This window comes from Bradyrhizobium sp. 87, assembly GCF_023073015.1.
GTDB classification, from domain to species: domain Bacteria; phylum Pseudomonadota; class Alphaproteobacteria; order Rhizobiales; family Xanthobacteraceae; genus Bradyrhizobium; species Bradyrhizobium canariense_D.
In genome coordinates, this window is record NZ_JADPIQ010000022.1 from 474,510 (window position 1) to 498,403 (window position 23,894).

At 63.3% G+C, this 23,894-nt stretch carries 26 protein-coding genes; 5 read left to right on the forward strand and 21 right to left on the reverse strand.

Annotated features, from left to right (window positions below):
* Positions 1 to 2: 2 nt before the first annotated feature.
* The 5 genes from IVB50_RS06720 to IVB50_RS06740 form a co-directional block, all read right to left on the reverse strand.
* Positions 3 to 1,052: an L-idonate 5-dehydrogenase gene (locus IVB50_RS06720; RefSeq protein WP_085361528.1), complete on the reverse strand. Its 1,050-nt coding sequence runs from the start codon at positions 1,050 to 1,052 to the stop codon at positions 3 to 5.
* On the reverse strand, positions 1,049 to 2,455 hold the full coding sequence (locus IVB50_RS06725; protein WP_085351941.1) for a TRAP transporter large permease: 1,407 nt from the start codon (positions 2,453 to 2,455) through the stop codon (positions 1,049 to 1,051). Before IVB50_RS06725 ends, IVB50_RS06720 begins: the two co-directional genes overlap by 4 nt.
* 4 nt (positions 2,456 to 2,459) lie before the next feature.
* A complete protein-coding gene (locus tag IVB50_RS06730) occupies positions 2,460 to 3,038 on the reverse strand; it encodes a TRAP transporter small permease (RefSeq protein ID WP_018454000.1) in 579 nt (192 codons plus the stop codon).
* A 136-nt stretch (positions 3,039 to 3,174) separates the two neighbouring features.
* Positions 3,175 to 4,134 carry a sialic acid TRAP transporter substrate-binding protein SiaP gene (locus tag IVB50_RS06735; RefSeq protein ID WP_018453999.1) on the reverse strand — a complete coding sequence of 320 codons (960 nt, stop codon included), beginning with the start codon at positions 4,132 to 4,134 and terminating at the stop codon, positions 3,175 to 3,177.
* Between the two features lie 105 nt (positions 4,135 to 4,239).
* Positions 4,240 to 5,049 carry a FadR/GntR family transcriptional regulator gene (locus IVB50_RS06740; protein ID WP_204512153.1) on the reverse strand — a complete coding sequence of 270 codons (810 nt, stop codon included), beginning with the start codon at positions 5,047 to 5,049 and terminating at the stop codon, positions 4,240 to 4,242.
* 145 nt (positions 5,050 to 5,194) lie between these two features.
* Between IVB50_RS06740 and IVB50_RS06745 the strand changes: the two genes are divergently transcribed.
* On the forward strand, positions 5,195 to 6,664 hold the full coding sequence (locus IVB50_RS06745; protein WP_204512154.1) for a mannitol dehydrogenase family protein: 1,470 nt from the start codon (positions 5,195 to 5,197) through the stop codon (positions 6,662 to 6,664).
* A 99-nt stretch (positions 6,665 to 6,763) separates the two neighbouring features.
* Positions 6,764 to 7,171, forward strand: a complete 408-nt coding sequence (locus IVB50_RS06750; protein WP_018453996.1) for a nuclear transport factor 2 family protein — start codon at positions 6,764 to 6,766, stop codon at positions 7,169 to 7,171.
* Positions 7,172 to 7,241: 70 nt separating this feature from the next.
* Here IVB50_RS06750 and IVB50_RS06755 read toward each other — a convergent pair whose 3' ends face one another.
* Positions 7,242 to 7,958, reverse strand: coding sequence for an HAD family hydrolase (locus IVB50_RS06755; RefSeq protein WP_204512155.1), 717 nt, complete (start codon positions 7,956 to 7,958; stop codon positions 7,242 to 7,244).
* 144 nt (positions 7,959 to 8,102) lie between these two features.
* On the opposite strand from IVB50_RS06755, the gene IVB50_RS06760 reads away from it, so the two are divergent.
* The gene (locus IVB50_RS06760; protein WP_247295061.1) at positions 8,103 to 8,957 is read left to right on the forward strand and encodes an SDR family oxidoreductase; all 855 of its coding nucleotides are present in this window, start codon (positions 8,103 to 8,105) and stop codon (positions 8,955 to 8,957) included.
* Positions 8,958 to 8,964: 7 nt separating this feature from the next.
* Here IVB50_RS06760 and IVB50_RS06765 read toward each other — a convergent pair whose 3' ends face one another.
* Complete coding sequence (locus tag IVB50_RS06765) at positions 8,965 to 9,852, reverse strand: dienelactone hydrolase family protein (protein ID WP_085351944.1); 888 nt, start codon at positions 9,850 to 9,852, stop codon at positions 8,965 to 8,967.
* 111 nt (positions 9,853 to 9,963) lie between these two features.
* Positions 9,964 to 11,253, reverse strand: a complete 1,290-nt coding sequence (locus IVB50_RS06770) for an MFS transporter (protein ID WP_247295063.1) — start codon at positions 11,251 to 11,253, stop codon at positions 9,964 to 9,966.
* Between the two features lie 396 nt (positions 11,254 to 11,649).
* On the opposite strand from IVB50_RS06770, the gene IVB50_RS06775 reads away from it, so the two are divergent.
* A complete protein-coding gene (locus IVB50_RS06775; RefSeq protein ID WP_247295065.1) occupies positions 11,650 to 12,228 on the forward strand; it encodes a MarR family transcriptional regulator in 579 nt (192 codons plus the stop codon).
* A gap of 13 nt (positions 12,229 to 12,241) precedes the next feature.
* On the opposite strand, the gene IVB50_RS06780 is transcribed toward IVB50_RS06775, so the two are convergent.
* The gene (locus tag IVB50_RS06780) at positions 12,242 to 13,225 is read right to left on the reverse strand and encodes a hypothetical protein (RefSeq protein WP_247295067.1); all 984 of its coding nucleotides are present in this window, start codon (positions 13,223 to 13,225) and stop codon (positions 12,242 to 12,244) included.
* A gap of 818 nt (positions 13,226 to 14,043) precedes the next feature.
* Here IVB50_RS06780 and IVB50_RS06785 point away from each other — a divergent pair.
* On the forward strand, positions 14,044 to 14,814 hold the full coding sequence (locus tag IVB50_RS06785) for a response regulator transcription factor (protein ID WP_018453989.1): 771 nt from the start codon (positions 14,044 to 14,046) through the stop codon (positions 14,812 to 14,814).
* A 173-nt stretch (positions 14,815 to 14,987) separates the two neighbouring features.
* Here the strand turns inward: IVB50_RS06785 and IVB50_RS06790 are convergent, their stop codons facing one another.
* The 12 genes from IVB50_RS06790 to flgK form a co-directional block, all read right to left on the reverse strand.
* Positions 14,988 to 15,446, reverse strand: coding sequence for a hypothetical protein (locus IVB50_RS06790; RefSeq protein ID WP_018453988.1), 459 nt, complete (start codon positions 15,444 to 15,446; stop codon positions 14,988 to 14,990).
* On the reverse strand, positions 15,443 to 15,955 hold the full coding sequence (locus IVB50_RS06795) for a FlgN protein (RefSeq protein ID WP_018453987.1): 513 nt from the start codon (positions 15,953 to 15,955) through the stop codon (positions 15,443 to 15,445). Before IVB50_RS06795 ends, IVB50_RS06790 begins: the two co-directional genes overlap by 4 nt.
* A 42-nt stretch (positions 15,956 to 15,997) precedes the next feature.
* Positions 15,998 to 16,477, reverse strand: coding sequence for a rod-binding protein (locus IVB50_RS06800; protein ID WP_018453986.1), 480 nt, complete (start codon positions 16,475 to 16,477; stop codon positions 15,998 to 16,000).
* A complete protein-coding gene (locus IVB50_RS06805) occupies positions 16,474 to 16,893 on the reverse strand; it encodes a hypothetical protein (protein WP_085351951.1) in 420 nt (139 codons plus the stop codon). The genes IVB50_RS06800 and IVB50_RS06805 overlap by 4 nt, the downstream gene beginning before the upstream one ends.
* Positions 16,894 to 16,899: 6 nt before the next feature.
* Positions 16,900 to 17,652: a flagellar biosynthesis protein FliR gene (gene fliR / locus IVB50_RS06810; RefSeq protein ID WP_247295069.1), complete on the reverse strand. Its 753-nt coding sequence runs from the start codon at positions 17,650 to 17,652 to the stop codon at positions 16,900 to 16,902.
* Positions 17,649 to 19,730 (reverse strand): flagellar biosynthesis protein FlhA, encoded by a 2,082-nt coding sequence (flhA, locus tag IVB50_RS06815; protein ID WP_247295071.1) that lies wholly within the window; start codon positions 19,728 to 19,730, stop codon positions 17,649 to 17,651. The genes fliR and flhA overlap by 4 nt, the downstream gene beginning before the upstream one ends.
* A gap of 92 nt (positions 19,731 to 19,822) precedes the next feature.
* Positions 19,823 to 20,089 (reverse strand): flagellar biosynthesis protein FliQ, encoded by a 267-nt coding sequence (fliQ, locus tag IVB50_RS06820; protein ID WP_018453982.1) that lies wholly within the window; start codon positions 20,087 to 20,089, stop codon positions 19,823 to 19,825.
* Positions 20,086 to 20,508: a flagellar hook assembly protein FlgD gene (gene flgD, locus IVB50_RS06825; protein ID WP_018453981.1), complete on the reverse strand. Its 423-nt coding sequence runs from the start codon at positions 20,506 to 20,508 to the stop codon at positions 20,086 to 20,088. The genes fliQ and flgD overlap by 4 nt, the downstream gene beginning before the upstream one ends.
* 14 nt (positions 20,509 to 20,522) lie before the next feature.
* On the reverse strand, positions 20,523 to 20,933 hold the full coding sequence (gene flbT, locus IVB50_RS06830) for a flagellar biosynthesis repressor FlbT (protein WP_085351953.1): 411 nt from the start codon (positions 20,931 to 20,933) through the stop codon (positions 20,523 to 20,525).
* Positions 20,933 to 21,277: a flagellar biosynthesis regulator FlaF gene (gene flaF, locus IVB50_RS06835; RefSeq protein WP_018453979.1), complete on the reverse strand. Its 345-nt coding sequence runs from the start codon at positions 21,275 to 21,277 to the stop codon at positions 20,933 to 20,935. Before flaF ends, flbT begins: the two co-directional genes overlap by 1 nt.
* Before the next feature lie 67 nt (positions 21,278 to 21,344).
* Positions 21,345 to 22,391 carry a flagellar hook-associated family protein gene (locus tag IVB50_RS06840; RefSeq protein ID WP_247295073.1) on the reverse strand — a complete coding sequence of 349 codons (1,047 nt, stop codon included), beginning with the start codon at positions 22,389 to 22,391 and terminating at the stop codon, positions 21,345 to 21,347.
* Between the two features lie 3 nt (positions 22,392 to 22,394).
* Entirely contained in the window at positions 22,395 to 23,873 is a 1,479-nt protein-coding gene (gene flgK / locus IVB50_RS06845; RefSeq protein WP_231190391.1) for a flagellar hook-associated protein FlgK, read from the reverse strand.
* Between the last annotated feature and the right edge of the window lie 21 nt (positions 23,874 to 23,894).

A 23,894-nucleotide genomic window follows, 5' to 3' on the forward strand; every position in this document is an offset into this window, starting at 1 on the left:
GATCAGTTCGCGGTCAGCACGACCTTGACGCTCTGCGAGCGGTCGAGCGCCAGCCGCAGCGCGTCCGGCGCGGTGGACAGCGGCCGCTCGGCGGTGACCAGCGACAGCACGTCGACGCTGCCGTCCGCGATCAGCTCCACCGCCGTCATGAACTCAAGCCCGAAGCGGAACGAGCCGCGCAGGTCGATCTCCTTGGCCATCACCGCATTGGCCGGCACCGGAATCTGGCCACCCGGCAAATTGCCGATCTGCACCACAACGCCGCCGCGCCTGACGATACCGATCGCACTGGCAAGGCCTGCAGCCGTGCCCGAGACTTCGAAAGCGACATCGTAGGGGCGCGAGGTGGCCTGCGCCTTCAGGCCTTCCTCGCCGGCTGCGACATTCTCGACGTGAGAGGCGCCGAGCCGGGTCGCAAAGGCCAGCGGCGCCGGCGCGATGTCGGCCACCGTGATGTCGGTCATGCCGGCGCGGCGCGCGGCGAGCATGGTCAGAAGCCCGATCGGACCCGCGCCGAAGATGATGCCGCGCTTGCCATCGATGTTGCCGGCACGCGCGACGGCGTGCAGGCAGACCGCGAGCGGTTCGGCGAGCGCCGCGGCCTGATAGGACACATGATCGGGAATCTTCACGCACTGTGCCGGGATCGCGTCGAAATAGTTGGCAAAGCCGCCCTGCATGTGCGGTGTCTTCGAGGCCGAGCCCATGAAGTAGATATTTTCGCAGAGGTTCTGCCGGCCTTGGCGGCAGGCGCCGCAATGGCCGCACCAGCGCGACGGGTTGACGGCAACGCGGTCGCCGACCTTCAGATTTGCCGCGGAGCCCGCGATCTCCACGACCTCGCCGGAGATTTCATGGCCGAGCACCAGCGGCGATTTCACCACGAAATCGCCGGTCCGGGCATGGCGGAAATAATGCATGTCCGAGCCGCAGATGCCGCCGGCGCCGAAACGGAGGCGCACCATGCCTTCAGCGAGCTTGTCGAGCGGATGCTCGACCATGCGCAGATCTTCGGGGCCAAACAGGGTTGCGGCGAGAGCAGTTGAGGTCATTTGGAAAGTCCCATGTATTTCGGTAGCCACAGGGTCAATTCGGGGATGTAGGTGATCGCGATCAGCGCAACCATCAGCGGCACCAGCCACGGCAGGATCGCCACCGTCGTGCGCTCGACCGAGAGCTTTGCGACGCGCGCGAGCACGAACAACACCATGCCGAGCGGCGGATGCAGCAGACCGATCATCAGGTTCAGCGTCATGATCAGACCGAAATGGATCGGGTCGATGCCGAGCTTGAGCACGATCGGCAACAGGATCGGCACCAGAATGGTGATCGCCGCCGTGGTGTCGATGAAGCAGCCGACGAACAGGATCAGGACGTTGGCGAGCGCCAGGAACACCCATTTGTTGTGGGTGATGCTGAGCATCCAGTCCGACAGCATCTGGGCTGCCTGCGACACCGTCAGCAGCCAGGCGAAGATCGAGGCTGCCGTGACGATGAACAGCACCGAAGCCGTGGTCTCGATGGTGTCGAAAGTCGCTTTCGCGACCGTTTTCATCGTCATGGTGCGGTAGCGTACCAGGCCGAGGAACAGCGACCAGATCACGGCGGCGACCGCGGCTTCCGTTGGGGTGAACCAGCCGAGCGTCATGCCGCCGATCAGGATCACCGGCGCCATCAGCGCCATCACCGCGGAGAAGTCGAAGTACCAGTCGATCGCGAGCAGCGCGAACAGGCCGAGACCAACTGCCCAATTGGTGGAGAGACCGGCGACCGTCAGAAGCCAGACAGCCATCGGGAAGCTCAATACGACGAGGATCTCGAGCCCCGCCGATCCCAATTGCGGCCAGGAGAACGGCGTATCGCTGCCCCATTTGTTCTTGTGCGCGAAGTAGGTGACGGTGGCCATCATCAGGAGCGTCAGCACGACGCCTGGAATGACGCCCCCCAGAAACAGCGCGCCGATCGAGACGTTGGCCATCATGCCGTAGATCACGAAAGGCAGCGACGGCGGGATGATCGGCCCGAGCGTGGCGGAGGCCGCGGTGACGCCCACGGAGAATTCCGTGGAGTAGCCGTGGTCCTTCATCGCCTTGATCTCGATGGTACCGAGACCGGCGGCATCCGCGATCGCGGTGCCAGACATGCCGGAGAAGATCACCGAGCCAATGATATTGACGTGGCCGAGGCCGCCGCGCATCCAGCCGACCAGCGCGACGGCGAATTTATAGATGCGCCCGGTGACGCCCGCGATGTTCATCAGATTGCCGGCCAGGATGAAGAACGGCACGGCGAGCAACGGAAAGCTCTCGACACCGGCGATCATGCGCTGCGCCAGCGTGACGTCGGGCGTCACGCCGCTGACCAGGATGTAGAGCAGCGACGACGCCGCCATGGCGATGGCCACGGGAACGCCGAGCAGCATGAGGATGAGGAAGCCTCCAAGCAACAGCAACATGGAATTACCCTTCAAAGCCGTCGTAGGCGCCGGGACGTTCGAGGATCGAGTAGCCCTGCCGCAAATGTTGTATGGCCACTTGCACCGAGCGGACGAACATCAGCACGAAGCCCGCCAGCACGGCGTAATAGACGTAGTCCTTGGGAAGATTGATGGTGGTCATGGATTCGTCGCCGATGATCTGGATGTAGACCCAGACCAGCTTGATGGCGTAACCGAAGAAGACGATCCGGATCAGATCGATCACTGTCGACAATGCGCGCGCCACAAGGTGCGGAAGATAGCGATAGAGCAGGTCGACCTGGATGTGCCGCGACAGCCGCACGCACATCGAGGAGCCGATGAAGACCACGCCGATCAGGCAGTAGGTCGCGATCTCCTCGGTCCAGGCGTAGCTGTCGTTGAGGACGTAACGGGTGAAGAACTGGAGGAAGACGGCGAGCGCCATCACCCAGAAGATCGCCAGCGCGACCCAGTCCTCAAAAGCGTAGATGCCGAGATCGACCTTGGGCGTCGCCTCTTCCTCGAAGGTGTGGGCGATCTCGTCCGCGGTGATCTGCCGGTGCGTTTCGGCGGTGGACATGGGTGTGCTCCTCAAACTGATCACGTCGTTCCGGGATGGTGCGTCAGCACCAGACCCGGAACCTCGAGATTTTCAGGTGCGCAATTGCACACCGTAGTTCGGTCCAGCGGACCGCCCCGGGATGGCGACTACGTCATTACTTCACCGCCTGAATGCGTTCCCAGTCGGCCTTGCGGTAGCCGAAGGTCTCGAACGCGACGTTCTTCAGCACGGTGTCGCGGAACTCGCTCTTGTCGACCTCGGTGACGGTCAGGCCCTTCTCCTTGAAGAAGGCGACCAGCTTGGCCTCGTTCTGCTTGATCTCCGCGGTCGCCTTGGCGGCGGCCTCCTGCGCGACGTCTGTGAAGGTCTTCTTGTCCTCGTCGCTGAGCTTCTTCCAAAGCGCACCGGCCACCACCGTGTTGAGATGGTCGACGATGTGGCCGGTCAGCACGATGTGCTTCTGCACCTCGTAGAACTTCTTGGCCTCGATCGTGGTGAGCGGATTCTCCTGGGCTTCGACGGTACCGTTCTGGAGCGCCAGATAGACTTCGGCGAACGCGATCGGCGCGGTGTTGGCGCCGCAGGCGCGCGGCATGGCGAGATAGGCGGGCACATCGGGCACGCGCATCTTCAGACCCTTGAGGTCGGCACAGGTCTTGATCGGCTTGTTCGACGAGGTCTGGCGCACGCCGTAATAGGTCACCGCGACGATGTGGTGGCCGCTCTTGTCCTCATAACCCTTGGTGAGCTCCTTGAAGATGTCGCTCTTGGTGTAGGCGAGCAGATGATCGGCATCGCGGAAGGTGTAGGGATAATAGGTCACGCCGATCGGCGGAAAGCTCTTGGCCGCGAAGCTCGAGCCGGAGATGATGATGTCGACCGAACCGAGCGAAAGGCCCTGGTTGATGTCGGCCTCCTTGCCGAGCTGCGACGCTGGATAGACGTCGATCGCATAGCGCCCGTTGGTGCGCTTGCCGATCTCCTGCGCGGCCCAGACCGAAGCAGTGTGGAAGGGCTCCGAGGTCTCGTAGACATGGGCCCATTTGAGCTTGGTCTGCGCCATGCCGGCGCCAGCCGTAGCAATCATCGCCGCGGCCGAGACCGCCAGCACCATTGTCATCTTTTTCAACACTGACTTTTCCTCCATTTTTCAAGTCTGCTTCTTTTAAATCTGCTTCTTGTCCGCCCGCCCCCAAACGCGGGTGCGGGCCGCACGATCTCATCGCGGTCGCGCGCTGCTGCTCGCAGCTCGCTTCTTCTTCGGCGCACGTTCCGGTTTTGTCGGTTTTGCCGTCGATCGCGCCGCGCGCCCGGAGGACGGTCCTGCCGCGCTCTCGGCGCCGAAGTTCTGCGCAAAGCGCTCCTGGGATCTCGCGAGATGATCGCGCATGGCTTCGCGCGCGGCCCCGGGATCATGCGCCGCGATCGCGTCGCGCACCGCGCGATGCTCGTCGAGTGCAGTGCGCCACGTGCCCGGGCTCTCGAAATAATGCGCAAGCTGCGCGAAATAGGGATTGAGGCGCTGGTCGAACAACTCGCCGACCACGCGCACCAGAACGGCATTGCCGAGGCTTCCGGCGATCGCGACGTGGAAGGCGCGGTCGTGGACCATCGAGGCTTCGCCGGGGTGTTCTACATTCTCCATCGCGACAAGGGACGCATCGATGCGGGCAAGGTCGTCCTTCGTCGCCACGCGCGCGGCTTCTTCGGCGATGGCGCTTTCCAGGAACTCGCGGGCACGCAACAGCTCGAACGGGCCCTCGATGACGGAAGCAGGCGCGGTCGCCGCAACCGTCGCAGGCTCGATCACATAGATGCCGGAACCGACGCGGATACGAAGGCGGCCCTCGACTTCGAGCGCGATCAGGGCTTCGCGCACCGTCGGCCTGGATATCTTGAGCTGCTCGGCGAGTTCGCGCTCGGTCGGCAAGCGGCTGCCGACCGCGTACTCACCGCTGTCGATCAGGCTTCGCAATTGATCGGCGACTTGGCGATAAAGCCGTCTCGCCTCCACAGCTTCCAGCGGCACGCTGGTCCTCCCGAAAGGGTCATGCCGGCAGCTCTCGCTGCCCGCGGCCCGCCAATTTTGGAAAATTGGTCTTACCAATTGACCGCAAGCATTGACCGAGGACGGGCGCCATGTCAAGCAGCGGCCAAACAAGGGGAGAGACGACATGCGCCTCGGCCGCGCCAATCTCGACCGGCTGCCACCCGGCATCCGCCGCCCGGCCTACGACCGTTCGCGCGTCACCTCTGGCATCGTGCATCTCGGCCTTGGCGCGTTTCATCGCGCCCACCAGGCCGTCGTCATCGATGATTGCCTTGCGGCCGGCGCCACCTCGTGGGGCATCGTCGGTGCCAGCCTGCGCAGCCCGGACACACGCGACGCCCTCGCCCCGCAGGATCATCTCTATACGGTTGCCGTCCGTGCAGCCGAAGGCACCGAACACCGCATCATCGGTGCGCTGCTCGACAGCGTGGTCGCGCGCGAAAGCCCGGCACGATTGGTCGAGCGAATGGCCGATCCCGCCATTCGCATCGTCTCCCTCACCGTCACCGAGAAGGGCTATTGCCACACGCCCCAGACCGGCGATCTCGACGAACGGCATCCTGATGTCGTGCACGACCTCAACAATTTCGACGCGCCGCGCTCGGCTCCCGGCTTCATCGTCGCCGCGCTGGCGCGCCGGCGGGCGCTGGGCGCCCCGCCCTTCACCGTGCTGAGCTGCGACAACCTCGCCGCCAACGGCCACACCGTGCAGCGGATCGTGACGCAATTCGCCGCGCTGCGCTCGAAGGATCTCGGCAAGTGGATCGCGGATACGGTGGCCTTCCCCTCGACCATGGTCGACCGGATCGTGCCGGAGACGACGGATAGTGACCGCGATGCGGTTTCATCGGCGCTCGGTTTACGCGATGCATGGCCCGTCATGACCGAGCCCTTCACGCAATGGGTGGTCGAGGATCGCTTTACGGCCGGCCGGCCCGATCTTGCCGCCGCGGGCGTCGAACTGGTGAACGACGTCAAGCCGTTCGAGCTGATGAAGCTGCGGCTGCTCAACGCCAGCCATTCGGCGCTGGCCTATCTCGGCTATCTCGCAGGCTACGAGACCATTGCCGACACCATGCTGGATCCGCATTTCGCGCGCCTCGCCGCGCAGGTGATGGAAGAGGCCGCGGTGACATTGACGATGCCATCAGGCGCAGATCTGGCCGCCTATCGCGCCTCACTGCTCAAGCGCTTCGCCAATCCGGCACTGCATCACCGCACCTGGCAGATCGTGATGGACGGCTCGCAAAAGCTGCCGCAGCGCCTGCTCGGCGCGATCCAGGATCGTCTCGCCAGGAACCTGCCGATCGCGACGCATGCGCTCGCGGTGGCCGGCTGGATGCGCTACGTCAGCGGCCTTGACGAGAAGGGCCGCACCATCGACGTGCGCGATCCGCTCGCAGCCGAGTTCGCCGGCTTGGCGCGCGAGGCAGGTCCCGTCGCCGAACGATTGGCACCCGCGCTGCTCGGCGTCGGAAAAGTGTTCGGGCCCTTGGGCGCCGAGCCGCGCCTGCGCGAAGCCGTGACCGCTGCGCTCGGCCGGCTCTACAAGGATGGCGCGCGGCGTGCGGTGGAGATTCTGGTCTCGGCGTGACCACAAAACGGGCAGCGATGCTGCGTTGCGGTCCAGATCGACGGAAAGTCGACGGAAGTCTTGCTTGATTTTTGCCTGTCATTGCCCCACCCGAGAGGCATGGCAAAGGACAGCAAGGTGATCGCCGCGAACGCAGCGTTCTACGCCGCCTTTTCGACCGGCGATTTCGACGAAATGGAGCGGATGTGGGCGGACGATGACGCCATTTCCTGCATTCATCCCGGCTGGCCGGCCATCATCGGCCGGGCCACGGTGATCGGAAGCTGGCGCGACATCCTGCAGAGTCCGGAGCGGCCGCAGATCGTCTGCGCGGAACCGCAGGCCATCGTCGATGGCGACAGCGCGCGCGTGCTCTGCATCGAGATCGTCGACGGCACGGCATTGGCTGCGGCCAACCATTTTCGGCGCGTCGGCGACGACTGGCGCCTGGTGCACCACCAGTCCAGCCCGATCGCGCAGATTGTCGAGCAAGCTGAGGACGATAGAGCGAGCCACCGCGTCCATTAACGGGCGCCCGGCCCGCAGGCACATTCTACTGTGCATGGGGTTGTTTTTTCAGTTTTTTTGTTTTGCCGCCTCACCCGAGCCCCGACAGATCATCCAGCACGACCCGCGCCTGGCTAAAATCGTCGTCCCGGAAGAACATGCTTCTGGTGATGAGCACGGGAATGTTCGCCCGCGAAGCTGCGGTCAGGCCGTTAGCGGAATCCTCGATCGCGACGCAGTCGGACGCGTTGAGCTTCAGCCGCGCCAGGGTCTCGACATAGACATCCGGCGCAGGCTTTTTATGCCGCACGTCATCTCCGGCGACAATCGCATCAAAATCCGCGGCCCAGCACTTTCCCAGGGCGCGCGACAGCAGCGCGTCGATGTTGGCGTGCGACGTGGTCGTCGCGATCGCGAGCCGCTGGCGGCGCGCCTTGGCAGCGACGAGGAGATCCGTCACCCCGGGCCGTAAGGGGCAGCAGCCGGTTTGGACCAGTCCGGCATAATGCGCGGTCTTGATGCGGTGGAGTTCCGCGATGTCCACATCCGATAATGGCGCGGCGATCCTCAGCCTTTCATGGTGGGCGCGAATGCGTTCCTTGCCGCCCGTGACCCGCAGCAGGTCCTTGTAGACGGCCCGATCCCATTGCCAATCGAGACCGTGGCGGGCGAAGGCATGGTTGAAGGCCTGCCGATGCAGCTCTTCGGTCTCAGCCAAGGTGCCGTCGACGTCGAAGATCAGCGCGGCGGCGCGGCGGACTAGCTCAGCCGCGTCAGATAGCATGATGGCTGGCGCTTCTGCCTGCATGATCGATGCGTCCCTCCGGTGAGCGACCATCGCCTGCACAGGCGGGCGAGACAAATTGCAATATCTTTTGCCGGACCCAAAAATCTCTTATGAGCGGAGGCGCGCTGCGGCGCGAACGGGAACTCCGACCTGCAAGGAAGATGTATGCTGCTCTTTATCCTTGGCCTCGGCTACAGTGCGCGGCACTTCGTCCGCCTGTTCGGTGGCTGCTTCTCGCATATCGCCGGCACGGTGCGCGATCCCGCGCAGCGGGGCGCTCTCGCCGGCGTCGAGGTGCATGCTTTCTCCGGCAGCAGTCCGGCACGCGAGACGATCGAACGCATGAGGGACGCGGATGTCCTTCTCGTTTCGATCCCGCCCGGCAGTGCCGGCGATCCCGCAATCGCGGCCTTCTCCGGCCTGCTGGCGGCGGGCGGCGACCGCAAGATCGTCTATTTGTCCACGATCGGCGTATATGGTGATCACGCCGGCGGCTGGGTCGACGAGAGCACGCCGCCGAAGGCGGACCTCGACCGGACGCGCATGCGGGTCGCGGCGGAACAGGCATGGACCGACACGACCGGTGGCGACGCCGCGATCCTGCGGCTTGCGGGTATCTATGGCCCCGGCCGTAACGCGCTGGTGACGCTGCGCGCTCGAACGGCGCGGCGCATCATCAAGCCGGGACAGGTGTTCAACCGCATCCACGTCGACGACATCGCGAGCGCGATCATGGCTGCGATTCATCACCCGAGCGGCGGCACGTGGAACGTCTGCGACGACGAGCCGGCGCCGCCGCAGGAGGTGATCGCTTACGCGGCGAAGCTGATGAATGTTGCACCGCCGCCGGAAGAGCCGTTCGAGACCGCCGAGATGTCGGCGATGGCCCGCAGCTTCTATGCGAGCAGCGCCCGCGTCTCCAACGCGAAAATGAAGTGCGAGCTCGGCGTCACGCTTGCTTATCCGACCTACCGCCACGCCCTGGATGCGTTGTGGCAAGCGGGGGAAGGAGGATCATGATCAAGCGTCAGCTCAACACGCCATACTTCTTGAACCAGGCCTGGGCCTGCTTCCAGGCATCTTCTGCTGCGTCCTTGCGATAGCTGCCGCGGTAGTCGGCATGGAAGCCATGCGGCGCTTCCGGATAGATCTTGAACTCGGCCGTCTTCTTGTTCTGCTCCAAGGCTGTCTTGAGCTGCTCGACCTGGGCGACGGGAATGCCGGTATCGGCGCCGCCATAGAGGCCGAGCACCGGTGCCTTCATCTCGGGCGCGAGCTGCATCGGGCTCTTCGGCCACGGCCGATTGGCTGGATCGACCGGCGGACCGTAGAAGGCGACGCCGGCCTTGAGGCTGCCCCTGTGAGCGGCATATTCCCAGACGGTGCGTCCGCCGCGGCAGAAGCCGATGATGCCGAGCTTACCGGTGTCGCCGCCTTGCGATCCCGCCCACGCCACCGTCGCATCGAGATCGGACAGCAGCTCCGCGTCCGGCTTGGCATTGACGATCGGCAGCAGGTCCTTGATCTCGGTGACCTTGGTCAAATCGACGCCCTTGCGGAAATAATAGTCGGGCGCGATCGCGAAAGCGCCGAGCTTGCCGAGGCGCCGCGTCACATCCTTGATGTATTCGTGCAGGCCGAAAATCTCCATCGCCACGATGATCACCGGCGCTTTGGTGTTGCCGGCGGGGCGGGCAAAATACGCATGCATCTGCTCGGAGCCGACCTTGATCTTGGCGTCCCCGGTCTGGAGGCCGCGGGTGTCGGTCGTGATCGCCTCGGCGCGCACGGGCCCGGCCGCAAGCGTGTAGCCGGCGGCGACGGCCGCAGTCGCGCTCATGAATCCGCGGCGCGAGACCGGAGCGACCTTGGTCAGCCCGACGACGTCGGATGTCATGGTGGTATCGATACTCATGGGTTCATCCTTCCTGATGCGTGCGCCTGATCGTTCAGGCGACGCATTCGCCATAGTTGCCGGCAAACGCAAATCACCAGCCTGCGAACGCGCTGCTTTCAGGCCTTGTTTTCAGGTCTTGTTCTGATGCTGTTTCACTGGCGCAGTCTCGGGCATGAGGCTCATCGCGACTAGTCCGACGATCGCCGCGAGCAGCAGGTACCAGGCCGGCGCCAGCGGATTTCCGGTGACGTGGAGGAGCCAGGTGACCACGAGCTGCGCCGTACCGCCGAAGCTGGCGATCGCGACCGCGTAGACGGTCGCGAACACACCGCCGCGGATGTTCTGGGGCAGCGCCTCGGTGAAGGTCGCGTAGAACGCAGTGAACGGCAGCGAGCCGATGACGGACAGAACACCGAAACCAACCAGGAGCGACAACGCGCCGGAGGCATGGACGATCCAGAGGAAGGTCGGGTAGGTCAGCAGCAGCGTTGCGAGCTGCGGCCAGATCATCACCGGCTTGCGACCGAGACGATCTGCGAGCCAGCCCCCGACCAGCGCGCCGACAAACTGGATGCCGTTGCTGACCAGCGACACGGCGAAAGCCAGTGTCGACGACACATGCAGCGTGTTCTGCGCATAGGTCGTCATGTATTGGGTGACGTAGGTCGAGATCGTGCCGCTTGCCAGGATCATCAGCGCAAGTCCGATGACGCCAAGGTGCCGTCTCGCCTGCGAGAGATGACCAGTGTGCTCGACGGTGCGGGCACCGGCTTCGGCCTGCGGGATAGTCTCGGGCAGCGTCCGGCGCATCCAGAACCCGAACGGCAGGCACACCGCTCCGATCAGAAACGCCACCCGCCAGCCATAGGCGTCGAGCATCTCCGGCCCCATCGTCTTACTCAGGATGACGCCGACGAGCGCGCCTGCGGTCGCGGCGATCTCCTGGCTGGCCGGTTGCCAGGCCACCACCAGCGCGCGATGCTGGGGCGGGGCGATCTCGATCAGATAGGCGGTGGTCGGTCCAACCTCCCCGCCCAGAGCAAAGCCTTGCGCCATACGCGCCGCGATCACGATGACGGGCGCTGCAAGGCCGATCGATCGATAGGACGGCGTGAGCGCGATGGTCAGGATCGATAGCCCCATGAGCGCGAAGCTCAGCAGCATGGCAGGCCGCCGGCCGATCCGGTCGGAATAGATCCCAAGCACGATTCCGCCGATCGGCCGCGTCACGAAGCCGGCGCCGAAAGTCGCCAGCGACAGCATCAGGCTGCCGTACTCGCTTCCCGTCGGGAAGAAGGTATGGCCGATCTGGATGGCGAAGAAGCTGTAGGTGATGAAGTCGTAGAACTCGAGCATGTTGCCGACGGTGGCGGCCAATGCTGCGCGCTTGACGCTGAACGGCTTCACTTGCTCGATCATTTCCCGGGCTCGATCCTATTTCGATTTAACCGCCTAGCCGCATTGCAACGCAACATTCATTAACCGAAAACGGTGGTTCTCTCGCCCCCTTTTCCGCTGCCCGAGTTGCTGCCGATCCGTCCGCTCGCGCGATTCGAAGCGCATCGCGCAACAAATGGGCTTTGCGGTGGTCGCAGCGACACATCATGTTGCACGCACATCCCGCGCGAGCGGAATCTGCGCGTACACCGCGGTCATTTGAGTGAAATTTTCAGAAGAGTTGAGCCGGGGGATTTACTCGAACTTTGTTCGTGACGCTCTAGTTCCACGACTGGAAGGTTCCGCCTCTCTCAGGGAGCTTCATTATCAGCCACCCGGATTGCGCTGCCAAAAGCTGAATTGAGTAAAGATATTGAAATGTATTTGGCTCGCGAAGCGATCGAATTATTGGGGCAGACGGCCCGCATCCTGTGGTTCGAAGGCGCCAAGCATGGCCTGCGCGACCGCGAATGGATGGCGCTGCGTTTCCTCTCCCGTGCCAACCGGTTTTCCCGGACGCCCTCGGCGCTCGCCAGCTACGTTGGCACCACGCGCGCCACCGCCTCGTTCATCATCGGCGAGCTCGAGCGACTGGGCTACATCGAGCGCAAGCGCTCCGCCATGGACAAGCGCTCCGTGTTGCTGAGCGTGACGCAGCAGGGCAAGAAATTTCTCGTGCGCGACCCCATCAGCGTTCTGCTCGAGGCCATTGCCGTTCTCGACGACGAGGCCAAGACTCGCTTTCGCGACACACTCCGGCACGCGCTCGATCAGGCCGATGCGGCCGAACAGCGGCACCATACCGACGTCTGCAAGCGATGCATCTTCCTCCGCGAAGATCGCACCACCACGGACAGCAGGACGATCGCCGAGTTCAGCTGCCGCCTGTTTCGGGCGCCGATCGCGGAGGCGGAGGTCGATCTGCTATGCACCAGCTTCGAGCATCACCGCAAATAGAAGTGGCCCTCGATCAGGGCGTGGCCTTGCGTGACGAATAGATGACGCCCCCGCTGGACTCGACCACCAGACGTCCGTTCTCGTTTTTGATCTCCTCGATACGGCCAAGGCCGGGCACCTGCTGTCCCAACACCGCCTCGACGACGCCGTTCGGGCCTTGCAGGATCGCGATCCCCTCATAGGCCTGGCGGACCGACCAGCCCTTGACCGTCTTGCGCGGCGCCGAGATGCGCTCGGAAGGTGCTACCGATCCCGTGATCTCGGGCGTAGCGGCCGAGGCCATCATCGGCATTGGCTGTGTGGCGACGGGCGCCGGAGCCTGGGCCTGCACCTGGGCAAGCTTGTCGAGCTTCACCGTAGAGGACGAGCCCACCCGTTCGATGCGATCAAGATTTTCGCCAAACCGGCCAAAACGGTCATTGGTCGCCTTGCTCGATTGGTCGACCGCGGTGCGGAGGCCGTCGAGATTGTCGGACACGCCCGACACCTGCCTGCGCAGTTGCGCCACCGTCTCGCGCAGATTCCTGATCTCAGTGTTGGCCGCGACGTTGCTCTGGGCAGGCTGCATGGTGAGATAGGCGATCACTCCGGTGCAGGCGCAGACGACCAGGATCGCAGCGACCGCCAATGTCGCGAGCGGCACGACCCATGTCGGACGCGGGGGCGGCGGCTTGGCCACGATCACGGCCGGCTTGATCACGATGGGCGTAGGCTTGGAAATTGCCATCTTGTCGAGGCGCGCCTTGGCGCGAATACGCTTCAGACCCTCGAGCGCCTCTTTCGCCAGAGTTTCATCACTCGCTGCTGCCGACGCAGGCTTGGTGTTCGCAGGCTTGGTATTTGCAGCAGGCTTGGTATTTGCAAAATGCTTGGCATTTACAAAAGGCCTGGCCGTCGGCGCCGCATTGTCTCTGGCATCGCGCGTCTCCGCGGCCGGTTTCGCCGCTGCGGAAACATCGGCGTTCGCGTTGGGACGAGCTTGTCCATCGGACAACATGCGAGAATGCTCCGTTCGGTTCGATCTGTCGAACGGTGACATTATTTGCCGAAGCTTGCCTGAAACGTGCGCATCGAAAACTTCTCATCACGCGCGATGCGACGTCACATGAGTCAAACGCGTCACGCACGTGGCGAGAGTGCGACTCGAAAGACACACCCTCGCCAAGATTTCGCCAAGCTGGAGTCGCCTCGCCATACATGAGTCGAATTGTCGCACGTGGAAACGCGATGACGAGAGTCAATCCCGGGTTGAAAACCCATCAATGTGCATGAAGCGCAGCACCACCCGAAATAGCTGTAATCATACGGGGATGCGGAAGTTTAGAACCGCCAAGGTGCAAAACTAGTTCGAACTCCAAATCAACTGATGCGATTGAATATACAAAGAAACAACTCGAACCAAACCAACAGCATCAAGCACGTGTAGCAAACGCTTAGTTGCGCACGCTTGATCGGAAATCGGCAATTGTTACGGTCCTACTCAAGTGATTCTCGCCAGTTGGCGAGGGGATTGACACAGTACAGTAGCGTTCGGACGCATGAGCGACTTGGCGCAATTGTTCTAGGTCGCTTTCTCAATCCGCTCCGCGAGGTGATCCGCAAGACACCCGCCGAGCCTCACGCAGTAAGCGTTCAGTATCGAGTCGAAGTAGCAGGCCTGCGAGACGCAGGCACTGAATGCGTAGGGCTGCCCGCGAATATCGAAACCATAATAACGGTTCGCGGGAAGGAATATCGTCAAACAGCACAGTTGCCGAGCCGGGCATCACAACAACCAACCGGCCGTAACAAGTGCGAAACAGGGGCGAAAGACTGATGTATATTATCGTTGATGATCGCGAGAGCGTCACGAACAGCTATGTCGGAGGGCTCGTTCGCGAAGGTGTATCGTCGATCGGCTTCTCCTCCGGAGAATTCTGGGACTGGCTGCAATCTGCGAGTGAATCGGATCTGGCCGCGGTGGACGCCTTCCTCCTCGGGGATTGCGACACCCGAGGAAGCCTGCCGCGGGCGATGCGCAAGCGCTCCTCGGCGCCCATCATCGCCATGAGCGGCCAAAAGATGCTCAAGAACACGCTGGAGCTCTTCGAATCGGGCGTCGATGACGTCGTCCACATACCGATTCACCTCCGCGAGATCCTCGCCCGAACGGCCGCGATTGCGCGCCGCCGGGTCGGGGAACTGCCGAGGCCCTGCGAGACCAGGATCCAGGTCTTCTTCAACGGACGTGACCCCGAGATCGCTGGCCACGCCCTCACCCTGCCACGCCGCGAACTGCGCATTCTCGAATATATGGTCAGCAACCACGGCAAGTGGGTCACCAAGACGCAGATCTTCAACGCGGTCTACGGCATCTTCGAAGCGACGTTCGACGAGAGCGTGATCGAGAGCCACGTCAGCAAACTGCGCAAGAAGCTCCGCGACCGCCTCGGCTTCGATGCGATCGTGGCGCGGCGTTACGTCGGGTACCGCCTCGACATCCCGGCCGGCGAAACCATCGACGTGCCGATGCAGGAGCTCGACGAAGTCGGCATCTTGCTCAACAGGTCGCATGCCGCTCCGGCGGCGTATCCGGCCGGAAACTGATCGGCAGGGCGCTGCCACGCAACCGACAACGGCCTCGCGAACCACCTTCGCAGGGGCCGTTGTAGTTTCAGCGACATCAACGGCGAACAGAGGCGCGGCAGTACCGGCGCCGCGGCTCGCGTCTAAGTATGATTCTAGAGGCTCGCTTCTGATTCAATCAGAACCGGTAATGCCTAGGGCTTCTGCTGGAATTCTTCCTTCGACACGTAATTGAAGTCCTCGACAAGGACGTCCTGGACGACTTCGGCCTGCATTCGCTCGTTGACACGCTGCTTGATGGCCGTTGTGAGGATGGAGAGGTCGTAACGGGCGAGTTTTCTGAAATCCAGGCGGTCGTCGGCATAGATCCTGCGGAAGGCTTCATCGACGACGAACGGCTCGGGCGGCACGTTGAGCTGATGCATGGTCCGCGCCTCTACGGTGTAGACGAAGCGCGCGACGATGTAGCCCTGCACGTTGCCACTCTCGACCATTGGCACGCTCAGGGCCCGCGTCTTCTGGTACTGCAGCCCGTCGAGATATTCATCCTTTGCCGGCAGCAGACTGCCATTTTCCTTCCAATAGGCCACGGCATAGCTCGTTCCCGCGGTGAGGATGCATACCCAGAGCCCGGCTAGCACGAGTCTGATCATTTTCCGTCCTGTGCTGCGCGGCCGGTATAGGTGCCGTCCGATTCGGCGTCCTTGATGGCCTTGACGATGATGCTCGCAACCTCGCGCACCGCATCGTAATGCATTTCGAGGATGGAACGGTTTCGCTCGAGCTTCTCGCGCAGCCGCTGGACCTCCTCGGTGATCTCGACCTCGCCGCCGAGGTGCATTCGTGCCCGCATCAGACGGACGAATTCCAGCATGCTCCGGCTCTTCCGGGCGCTGAACTCGTCGAAGTCGATCTTCTTGCCGGTCGCGAGCGCGGCCGTCTCCTCTTCGACGATGCCTTCGAGCCGGCGGATCGCAGCCAGCAGGCCGCGTACCTCGTCCGATCTCGCCGCGTCCGCGCCGTCGTTCGCCACCTCGCCGCCGACATTCGGCAGCAGCACGGGCAACAGGGCATCCCCCGACACGGCCGCCGTCGTCATCGCCTCGCGGTCCACGACCGGCTGTTCCATCACCAGGGCCGCCGCGCCTTCTTGTGCCTGCATAGGAAATTCACCCTTCCACTTCTGTCATCCATTCCCGGATCGTCATCCGGCCTTGCCCGAAGCGTCCGGTCCCGCCGGATGCGCGGCAGCGAGCTGCTTGGCAATGCCAATGCCCTTGCCCTTTGCCAGCTGAGCACCGAGCTGCTCCGCCAGCATCGACTTCCAGACGCCGCCGGCCGTGCCTTTTCCAAAGACCTGCTCCGACTCCTTCGGCAGCATCGTCTCGACGAAGGTCTGGAGGATGAAGGCCTCGAACTTGCGGTACACCTCGCCGGATGCCGGCGCCTTGATCACCTGCACCGGCGCCCCGTTCACCGCACCCGACTGGGGTTCCGAGATCTTCGTCGCGAATTGATCGGCAGCAGCCGCCTTGGCCTTGCCGACCTCCGCGTCCATCGTGGCGGCGAAATCCGCGTCCGATGATTTCAGCGCGTCGAGCTTCGCGGTGGCCGCGCGCTGCGTCACGGGATCGGCGGCGTCGAGGACGTCGAGAACGAGGTCGGGTGTCGCTGTCACGATCATGTCTTGGTCCGATTGGCTAGCCGTGGCGGCCACTCGCGCACGGTGAGGCTTGTTCCCGTCATCTCCTCGAGCGATCGCTTCTCGGCGTCGCGAAGCTTGTCCGCGAGCGCCGCCTTCGCGACCTGCTCGAACTGCTTCACACGGCGGCTCTCCGTGCGAACCTGGTCGAGCTGCTGCGAGGCCTGGGCCTGAATCGCGCGAGCGCCGACGCTGGCTCTGGTCAGGCGCCGCGCGATCGATTCGCTCGATGATCCCGCCGGCGGCTTCCCCTCGTTGAGAGTTCCGACCAGCCATTCCTGCTCGTCCTGCAAGCTGCGCTCCTGCTGGCGGAGATGAGCGAGCTGCCACTCTGACAGCCGAAGCTGGAGCTTCAGGAGCGAGACCATCCGGCCGAGCTTGTCCGCGCGCGACGTCATGATTGATCACTCCGCCAGCCACGACGAGACGCCGAGCATGAATTGCGTCAGGAGTTCGTCGCTGGTGAGGTAGAGCAGCAGGAAGCCGCCGAACAGCACGAAGGGCACCGAGATGAAATAGACCGGAATCGCCGGCGTCAGCTTGTTGATTAGGCCGACCGCCAGGTTGACGACGACCGAATAGACGATGAAAGGGCTGGCGATCCGCAGCGTCAGCACGAACGCCTCCGACAGCCTGCCGACGAGCTGGCCGAGCGGCATGCTGCCGCCGAGCCGGTCGCCGGGATGCCAGACGGCGTAGGAGTTCATCAGTCCGCGCAGGACCTGCCAGTGCTGGTCGGTCATGAAGAACAGCGTGGTGACGGCCGTCATGATCAGCGGCACCAGGGCCGGCGCCGGATCGGTATCGCCGACCGGGGTCCCCGGGATGTTGCTCAGCCCGATTGCGCTCGCCATCACGGTGGCCATGGTCTGGAGTGCGAGGAAGAACACGCGACCGCCGAGCCCGATGACGCAGCCGACCACGAGCTCGGAGCAGATAAGGAGCGCGAGCGTCAGAGGCGCCGCGTTGTCCGTAAGGGGTTTCAGGACGGCGATCAGGATCGGCGTCAGCGCAAACGTCGTGACGAGCGCGACGAACAAGCGGACCTGGGCCGGAACGTTGACGCTGGAATAGCCGGGCACCAGCATCAGGCAGGCACCGATGCGGCAGAACACGATGAACGTCACCAGCACGCTATCGGTGAGGCCGCTGATCACGATATGGCTCCGAGGGCCCGGATCTCGGTGCTGCGCGCGACCTCGACATGCGACAGGATCGGCAGTGTCGGAAAGACCCGCTCCAGGATCATCCGGACGTAGGGACGCGCTTCCGGGGTCACCGCCAGCACCACGCTGGTGCCGTTCTCGGTGAACTTGCGGATCGCGGCGCTGGCTTCGGTCGCAAACTGCTCGATCAGGCGCGGATCGGCGTCGAATTCGACGACGTCGCCCTTGGCGTCGCGCTTCAGGCTCTGGTGAAACGCGAGATCCCAACGGTTGCCGAGACGCACGACGTTGAGTACGCCGTTGTCGGAGAGATCGCCGCAAATCTGCTGGGCAAGACGGGTACGCACGTGCTCGGCCACCTGCTCGGAGCGCCGCACATGGGGCGCGATCTCGGCGATGGCTTCGAGGATCAGATGGAGGTTGCGGATTGACACGCGCTCGGCCAGCAGGATCTTCAGGATCGCCAGCAGCCCCGAATACGATATCTGCGACGGGCAGAGATCCTCGACAAGGCGCTTGTATTCGGGATCGAGCCGGTCGAGCAGGCCGCGCATGTCCTTGTAGGACAGGAGCTGGGCGAGGTTGGCCCTGATCACTTCGCTCAGATGCGTGAGCAGCACCGACAGATTGTCGACCGGCTTGCAGCCCTGACGCTTGACCTCGTCGGTGAAAGCGTCCGTCACCCACAGCGCCTTCATGCCGAAGGCCGGCTCGATCACCTCTTCGCCGGGAACGTCGGGCTTGCCATCCTTGTCGACCAGCACCAGCACTTCGCCGAGCCTGAGCTCGCCCTGGGCGACGCGGGTGTCGTGGATCCGGATCTGGTATCCCTTGGGATCGATCGACAGATTGTCGGTGAGCTTGATCTCGGGAACCACGAAGCCGTACTGCTTGGCGAACTTCTTGCGGATCTTGGCCACGCGGTGCGCCAGCTCGGTGCGCGAGCCCAGCAGATGGACCGAGAGGTGGCCGCCGAGCGCCAGCTCGATCTCCGCGGTCTTAAGCGATTCCTTGACGGATTCCTTGGCATCGACCTGGGCGCGTTCGTCGGCGTTGCGCGCATCTTCCTTGCGCCTCAGGGCTGCCTGCCGCCTCGGCAACGAGTATCCGACGAAGGCCATGACGCCGCCGAGCAGCAGGAAGGGCGCCGTCGGCAGCCCCGGCATCAAGGCGAGCACGAACATCATCAGCGCGGCGGCCGACACCGCGCGCGGATAGCCGCCGAGCTGCCGCAACACCGCCTGCTCGGCCGAACCTCTGGTGCCGCCCTTCGAGACGAGCAGGCCCGCCGACAGCGACACGATCAGCGCGGGCATCTGCGTTACCAGGCCGTCGCCCACGGAGAGCTTGGTGTAGACGTCGGCGGCGCGTGCCAGCGTCAATCCATGATGCGTCACGCCGATGATGATACCGCCGAAAATGTTGATCGCGGTGATGATCAGGCCGGCGACGGCGTCGCCGCGGACGAATTTCGAGGCGCCGTCCATGGCGCCGAAGAACGCGCTCTCCTCTTCCAGCTCGCGGCGCCGGCGCTGGGCTTCCTTGTCGTCGATCAGGCCCGCGGACAGATCCGCGTCGATCGCCATCTGCTTGCCCGGGATCGCATCCAGGGTGAAGCGGGCGCCCACTTCGGCGATACGCGTTGCGCCCTTGGTGATCACGACGAAGTTCACCGTGACCAGAATCGCAAAGATGATCAGGCCGATGACGAAGTCACCACCCATGACGAACTTCGAGAAACCGGCAACGACATGGCCCGCGGCGTTTTCGCCCTCCCCGCCGCGCGACAGGATGAGACGGGTCGTTGCGACGTTGAGCGCAAGCCGCAGGATCGTCGCGATCAGGAGCACGGTCGGGAAGGCCGAGAAATCAAGCGGCCGCTGGATCCACAGTGCGACCATCAGGATCAGTGCCGAGAGCGCGATCGAGAACGCGAGGCCGAGATCGATCAGGATCGGCGGTATGGGCAGGAACAGGATCGTGAGCATGGCCACGATGCCGCCCGCGAAAACGGCGTCGGCGCCCAATCGTCGCGGGGTCGGCAGGCTAGCAGCTAACGTATCGGACATGGGTCACCGGCAGAGGATCCGGCCCGTAATCTGCCGTGCAAAGCTTACGCGGGGGTGGTGGCAGGGTGGCAGAGGTGGCCGGGACCGTCGGGTCAGAAGCCGCGCTCGATGTGCGAATAGACCATCTCAGTGAAGGTGGAGAGATGGGCTCCGATGAAGGAGCCGGAGACGGCAACGACCACGAGAATGACGATGATCTTCGGAACGAAAGTCAGCGTCACCTCCTGGATCTGGGTCAGGGCCTGGATCAGCGCGATGATGGTGCCGACCAGCATCGCGGCACCGACGGCAGGTCCGGAGGCGACGATAATGGTCCAGATCGCCGCCTGGACGATGTCGAGAGCGTCCCGTTCGTTCATGACTGGCTGATCGTGAGACCGGGGCCGATCGCGACCTTCGTGCCGTTCTCGAGTGTCGCGACCGAGCCGTCGCTGTTGATGGAGATCGAGGCGACCTTGCCGCTGAAGCTCGCTCCTGTCGCATCCGTGAAGCTGACGGTCTTTCCGATCAGCCCGTCGGCCTGCGACAGCGACTGCGAAGACAGCAGAGCGTCGAGCTTGGTGTTGGTCTGCATCGCCTGCTCGACCGACGAGAGCTGCGCAAACTGGCTCATGTATTGCGAGGTATCCATCGGATTGGTCGGATCCTGGTTCTTCATCTCTGCAATGAGGAGCCGAAGAAACGTGTTGTAGTCGACGCCGGTGCTCGACGTCGACGTCGTCGAGCTGGTCGAACTGGACGACTTGCTGGTGCTATCGGTCGCGCTGGTGACGTTCATGTATCTCTCCGCTGTCAGGCAGCCTCGAATGGGGAATCAATCGTGGCGCCGGCCAGGATGGCCTGCTCCACTGGAAACAGTGCCCGAATCCGCTTGAGCGCGTCGAAGTAACGGGTCGCCCCGACCAGGTCGTCGACCGCACCAAGCCCGACCAGCATCTCCTGGCTCTCGCACACCGCGAGCAGAGCGGCGTGATGCTGCCCGTAGAGAGCCGAAGCATCCCGGACATCGGTCGGATTCATCAGCATGAGCTGGACGATGAAATAGAGCTGCCGCAGCGCCGTGGTGGCGTCGGAGGCCTGCATGATCTGTCCTTCGAGCAGGAACATCACGTCATTGACGAGCTCGACGGAGACCTTGCGGTCCACGCGCAGCACAGCGCCGTTGATGTAGACCCGTTCGCCCGCACGCAAGGATATCTTCATTAAAGTGCGTCTCGGATCAGGCGGTTGATTTCGATGAGCTGGATCACGTCATTCGACTTTTCTTCGCGAAGGCGGTCGGCTTCCTTGACCACCCACAGCCCGATCGAGATGATGTCGGCGCGCAGCTTTTCCGGAAGCCCGTTTTCCGGATGCGCGAGATCCTCGATGAAGATCGTCCACAGCCGCCGCACATAGAGCAGGCTCTCGACCAGATCCTCCAGGCTGAAGCGGTCCTTCTGGATCCGCTCGAGCCGGTCGATGCCAAGGCTGAGCGCCTGCCGCTCGCGGCCCCGCGCCTCATAGCCGCTCTCGTCGACGACCGCTTCATAGGCTTCAAACGTCATCAGGACAACTCTGCGCAGGAGACCGAACAATAAGACAAGGATTACGAGCCTTACGAAGGAGCGGGACTTAGAGATAGTTGATGAGGCTGATCTTCTGGAGCTGCGAGGTGAGCGCAAGTGCCGTCTGGATCTGCGTCTGCAAGGTGTTGACCCTGACGGAGGCTTCCGTCGGATCGACCTTCTCTATACCCACGATCTGATTGTTCAGAATGTCCTGCTGCGTCTTGAGCTTGTCGGTTGCTGAGGTGATCCGCTGCTGGACCGTGCCGATGTCGCCGCCGAGGGTGGCAAGGTCAGTGATGGCGTTTCCGACAAGGCCGATGGCCTTGTCCACGACAACCTGGAACGTCGCTTGATCCAGGTTGGCGTTCCCGAGATCTGCCATCATGGTGTAGGCCTCGGCGAGCTTGCGGAAGCCTGTCTGATTGGCGCTGACGGAGGTATCCGCTATCTCGGTCGTGGAGATACGGCTTTGCATGACCTGGTCGGTGGCCGATGACCAATTGGTGTTCCAGGCCGGGCTCGCGAACTCGGCATCGAAGGTGGTGTCGAGGAAGGTCTGCATCTGGGCCGGGGTGATGCTGTTCACGCTGGGCGATGATTGCGAGAAGCCGAAGGTCGCAAGGAAGTCGGCGTCGACCTGGTTCTTGCTGGCTGAGCCCGCGGTGTAGGCCGTGATCGGCGTGTTCTGCGTGTTGATGCCCGAGAAGAGAGACGAGCCGTTATAGGAGACGTTGAGCGCGCCAATCAGATCCTGGAGGTTGGAGGACGCAGGCGGCAGGATGATCCGTCCGCCGCCGTCGGTGCTGCGCGCCGCGATCAGGTCCTTGAGGAAGTCCGTTGCGGTCGAACCAAGCTGGGTGATCCGGCTCTGCGTTATGTCCAGACGTCCCGAGACCAGCCCGTTGGTATCGACGAGCTGATCGGCGAAGCTCCAATCCGCCCGCAGGGTGACGTCGCCTCCCGTCGTAGCACCAAGCTCGAGGCCGACATCGGCGAAGCGGCCGGTGGTGGCTTCCTTCGAGGCCTTGGCCAGCGCGGCCTGATTGTTGGTGATCGAAGACCTCAACGACGAAGACAGCATCAAGGTCGAGATGTAGTTTGCGCTCATCATGACTTAATTTCCCACGGCAGCCAGCAGGCTCTGCAACATTTCGTCGACGGTCGAGATGATCTTCGACGAGGCCGAATAGGTGCGTTCGACCTGAAGCATCAACGACATCTCATCGTCCATGTTGACGCCGCTGACGTTCGACAGCGCCGCGGTGCTGCGGTCGAGCAGCGTTTTCTGGTAGGTGACATTGGAGTCGGCGGTCTTGCGCTGGTTTTCGATCCAGCTCGTCGACGACGACGCGAAGTCGATCAAGCTGCCGTTCGGCTTGCCTTGCGTGGTCGCATCGAACGGCTGCGACGCATCCATGGCGCCGATGAGCTGCTGCACCCGAGCCGAGTAACCGCCGTTGCCGGCGGTATTGTATTGGTATGCGACGTTGCCGCTGATCGGGCCATCGCGCAGCAGGTTGGGATTACCGCCTTGGGCGGGATCGACCGATGCAGCAACGGATATCGTACCAGCGAGGCCCACCAAGACGGTAGCGCTCGCCGGCATCGCCGGCGCGCCCGGATAGGTGAAGAGACCGGGGACGTCGGGCAGCGTCGGAACAGGCGACTGGTCACTTTCCTTGAAGGCGTCGACCAGGCCGCGCGCGATTTCGTCGAGCTGGCTCTGGTAAGTAACCGTATCATTGTCGCGCAGCTGCGCCAGGCCAGCAAGCTTGCCGGACTTGAGCGGCATCGCGGAATTGGCGCCGGTCACCGGAACGCCGTCGATATAGACCGCATTGCCGGTGGTGCCGGCCGTATAGGCGTTCGTCGGCGCAAAGCTCACCGTTCGCGCCGTCTTGTCGAACAGCACGACGCCGCTGTCGGTATAGAGCGCCGCGTCGCCGTTGGGACGGAGCGACATCGAGACCCCGACCTCCTGCGACAGCTGCGAGACGATGCTGTCGCGTTGGTCGAGGTAGTCGGTGATGTCATCGCCGGAGATCGTCCCCTTCACGATCGCGGTGTTCACGGTCTGGAACTGGGAGAGCAGCCGATTGATGTTTTGAACCGACGTATTCATGTCGGCATCCGCGCCCTCCCGGGCCGACTGCACGGTCTGGGTCGCCTGATTGAGCGCGGTCGCCATGTCCTTGGCGGACGTCACCGCGGCCTGTGCCAGCGTGGTGTTGTCCGGGGCGTTGGCATATTGCTGGAGCGCCTTCTTCAGCGCATTGAGCTGCGCCGTCGGCGACTGGTCGAGTTCCGGATCGTCCACCGTGGCAGATGCGATCTTCTGGAGACCGTCAAGTATCGCGCTCTGCTTGGCCGACGTCGAGGTTGCGGTCAGCACGTTGGTGTAGAGACCCGAGCTCGCGGCGCGCTGGATCGCCGCCACGTAGACGCCGGTTCCCGGAAGGTTGTCCAGCACGGCAATCTTGCGCGAATAGCCGGCGGAGCTGGCACCGGCGATGTTGCGCGAGATGACCGACGACTGGATGCCCGACGCCATCAACGAGGAGCGGGCGGATTCGAGAGCGGCGGTAAGGTTCATGATCTGCTCTTGCCGGGGACG

Coding starts and splice junctions, on each gene's coding strand:
- IVB50_RS06720 (WP_085361528.1), bottom strand. CDS start 1,052: ATGACCTCAACTGCTCTCGCCGCAACCCTGTTTGGCCCCGAAGATCTG.
- IVB50_RS06725 (WP_085351941.1), bottom strand. CDS start 2,455: ATGTTGCTGTTGCTTGGAGGCTTCCTCATCCTCATGCTGCTCGGCGTT.
- IVB50_RS06730 (WP_018454000.1), bottom strand. CDS start 3,038: ATGTCCACCGCCGAAACGCACCGGCAGATCACCGCGGACGAGATCGCC.
- IVB50_RS06735 (WP_018453999.1), bottom strand. CDS start 4,134: ATGGTGCTGGCGGTCTCGGCCGCGGCGATGATTGCTACGGCTGGCGCC.
- IVB50_RS06745 (WP_204512154.1), top strand. CDS start 5,195: ATGCGCCTCGGCCGCGCCAATCTCGACCGGCTGCCACCCGGCATCCGC.
- IVB50_RS06750 (WP_018453996.1), top strand. CDS start 6,764: ATGGCAAAGGACAGCAAGGTGATCGCCGCGAACGCAGCGTTCTACGCC.
- IVB50_RS06755 (WP_204512155.1), bottom strand. CDS start 7,958: ATGCAGGCAGAAGCGCCAGCCATCATGCTATCTGACGCGGCTGAGCTA.
- IVB50_RS06760 (WP_247295061.1), top strand. CDS start 8,103: ATGCTGCTCTTTATCCTTGGCCTCGGCTACAGTGCGCGGCACTTCGTC.
- IVB50_RS06765 (WP_085351944.1), bottom strand. CDS start 9,852: ATGAGTATCGATACCACCATGACATCCGACGTCGTCGGGCTGACCAAG.
- IVB50_RS06770 (WP_247295063.1), bottom strand. CDS start 11,253: ATGATCGAGCAAGTGAAGCCGTTCAGCGTCAAGCGCGCAGCATTGGCC.
- IVB50_RS06775 (WP_247295065.1), top strand. CDS start 11,650: ATGTATTTGGCTCGCGAAGCGATCGAATTATTGGGGCAGACGGCCCGC.
- IVB50_RS06780 (WP_247295067.1), bottom strand. CDS start 13,225: ATGTTGTCCGATGGACAAGCTCGTCCCAACGCGAACGCCGATGTTTCC.
- IVB50_RS06785 (WP_018453989.1), top strand. CDS start 14,044: ATGTATATTATCGTTGATGATCGCGAGAGCGTCACGAACAGCTATGTC.
- IVB50_RS06790 (WP_018453988.1), bottom strand. CDS start 15,446: ATGATCAGACTCGTGCTAGCCGGGCTCTGGGTATGCATCCTCACCGCG.
- IVB50_RS06795 (WP_018453987.1), bottom strand. CDS start 15,955: ATGCAGGCACAAGAAGGCGCGGCGGCCCTGGTGATGGAACAGCCGGTC.
- IVB50_RS06800 (WP_018453986.1), bottom strand. CDS start 16,477: ATGATCGTGACAGCGACACCCGACCTCGTTCTCGACGTCCTCGACGCC.
- IVB50_RS06805 (WP_085351951.1), bottom strand. CDS start 16,893: ATGACGTCGCGCGCGGACAAGCTCGGCCGGATGGTCTCGCTCCTGAAG.
- flhA (WP_247295071.1), bottom strand. CDS start 19,730: ATGTCCGATACGTTAGCTGCTAGCCTGCCGACCCCGCGACGATTGGGC.
- fliQ (WP_018453982.1), bottom strand. CDS start 20,089: ATGAACGAACGGGACGCTCTCGACATCGTCCAGGCGGCGATCTGGACC.
- flgD (WP_018453981.1), bottom strand. CDS start 20,508: ATGAACGTCACCAGCGCGACCGATAGCACCAGCAAGTCGTCCAGTTCG.
- flbT (WP_085351953.1), bottom strand. CDS start 20,933: ATGAAGATATCCTTGCGTGCGGGCGAACGGGTCTACATCAACGGCGCT.
- flaF (WP_018453979.1), bottom strand. CDS start 21,277: ATGACGTTTGAAGCCTATGAAGCGGTCGTCGACGAGAGCGGCTATGAG.
- IVB50_RS06840 (WP_247295073.1), bottom strand. CDS start 22,391: ATGATGAGCGCAAACTACATCTCGACCTTGATGCTGTCTTCGTCGTTG.
- flgK (WP_231190391.1), bottom strand. CDS start 23,873: ATGAACCTTACCGCCGCTCTCGAATCCGCCCGCTCCTCGTTGATGGCG.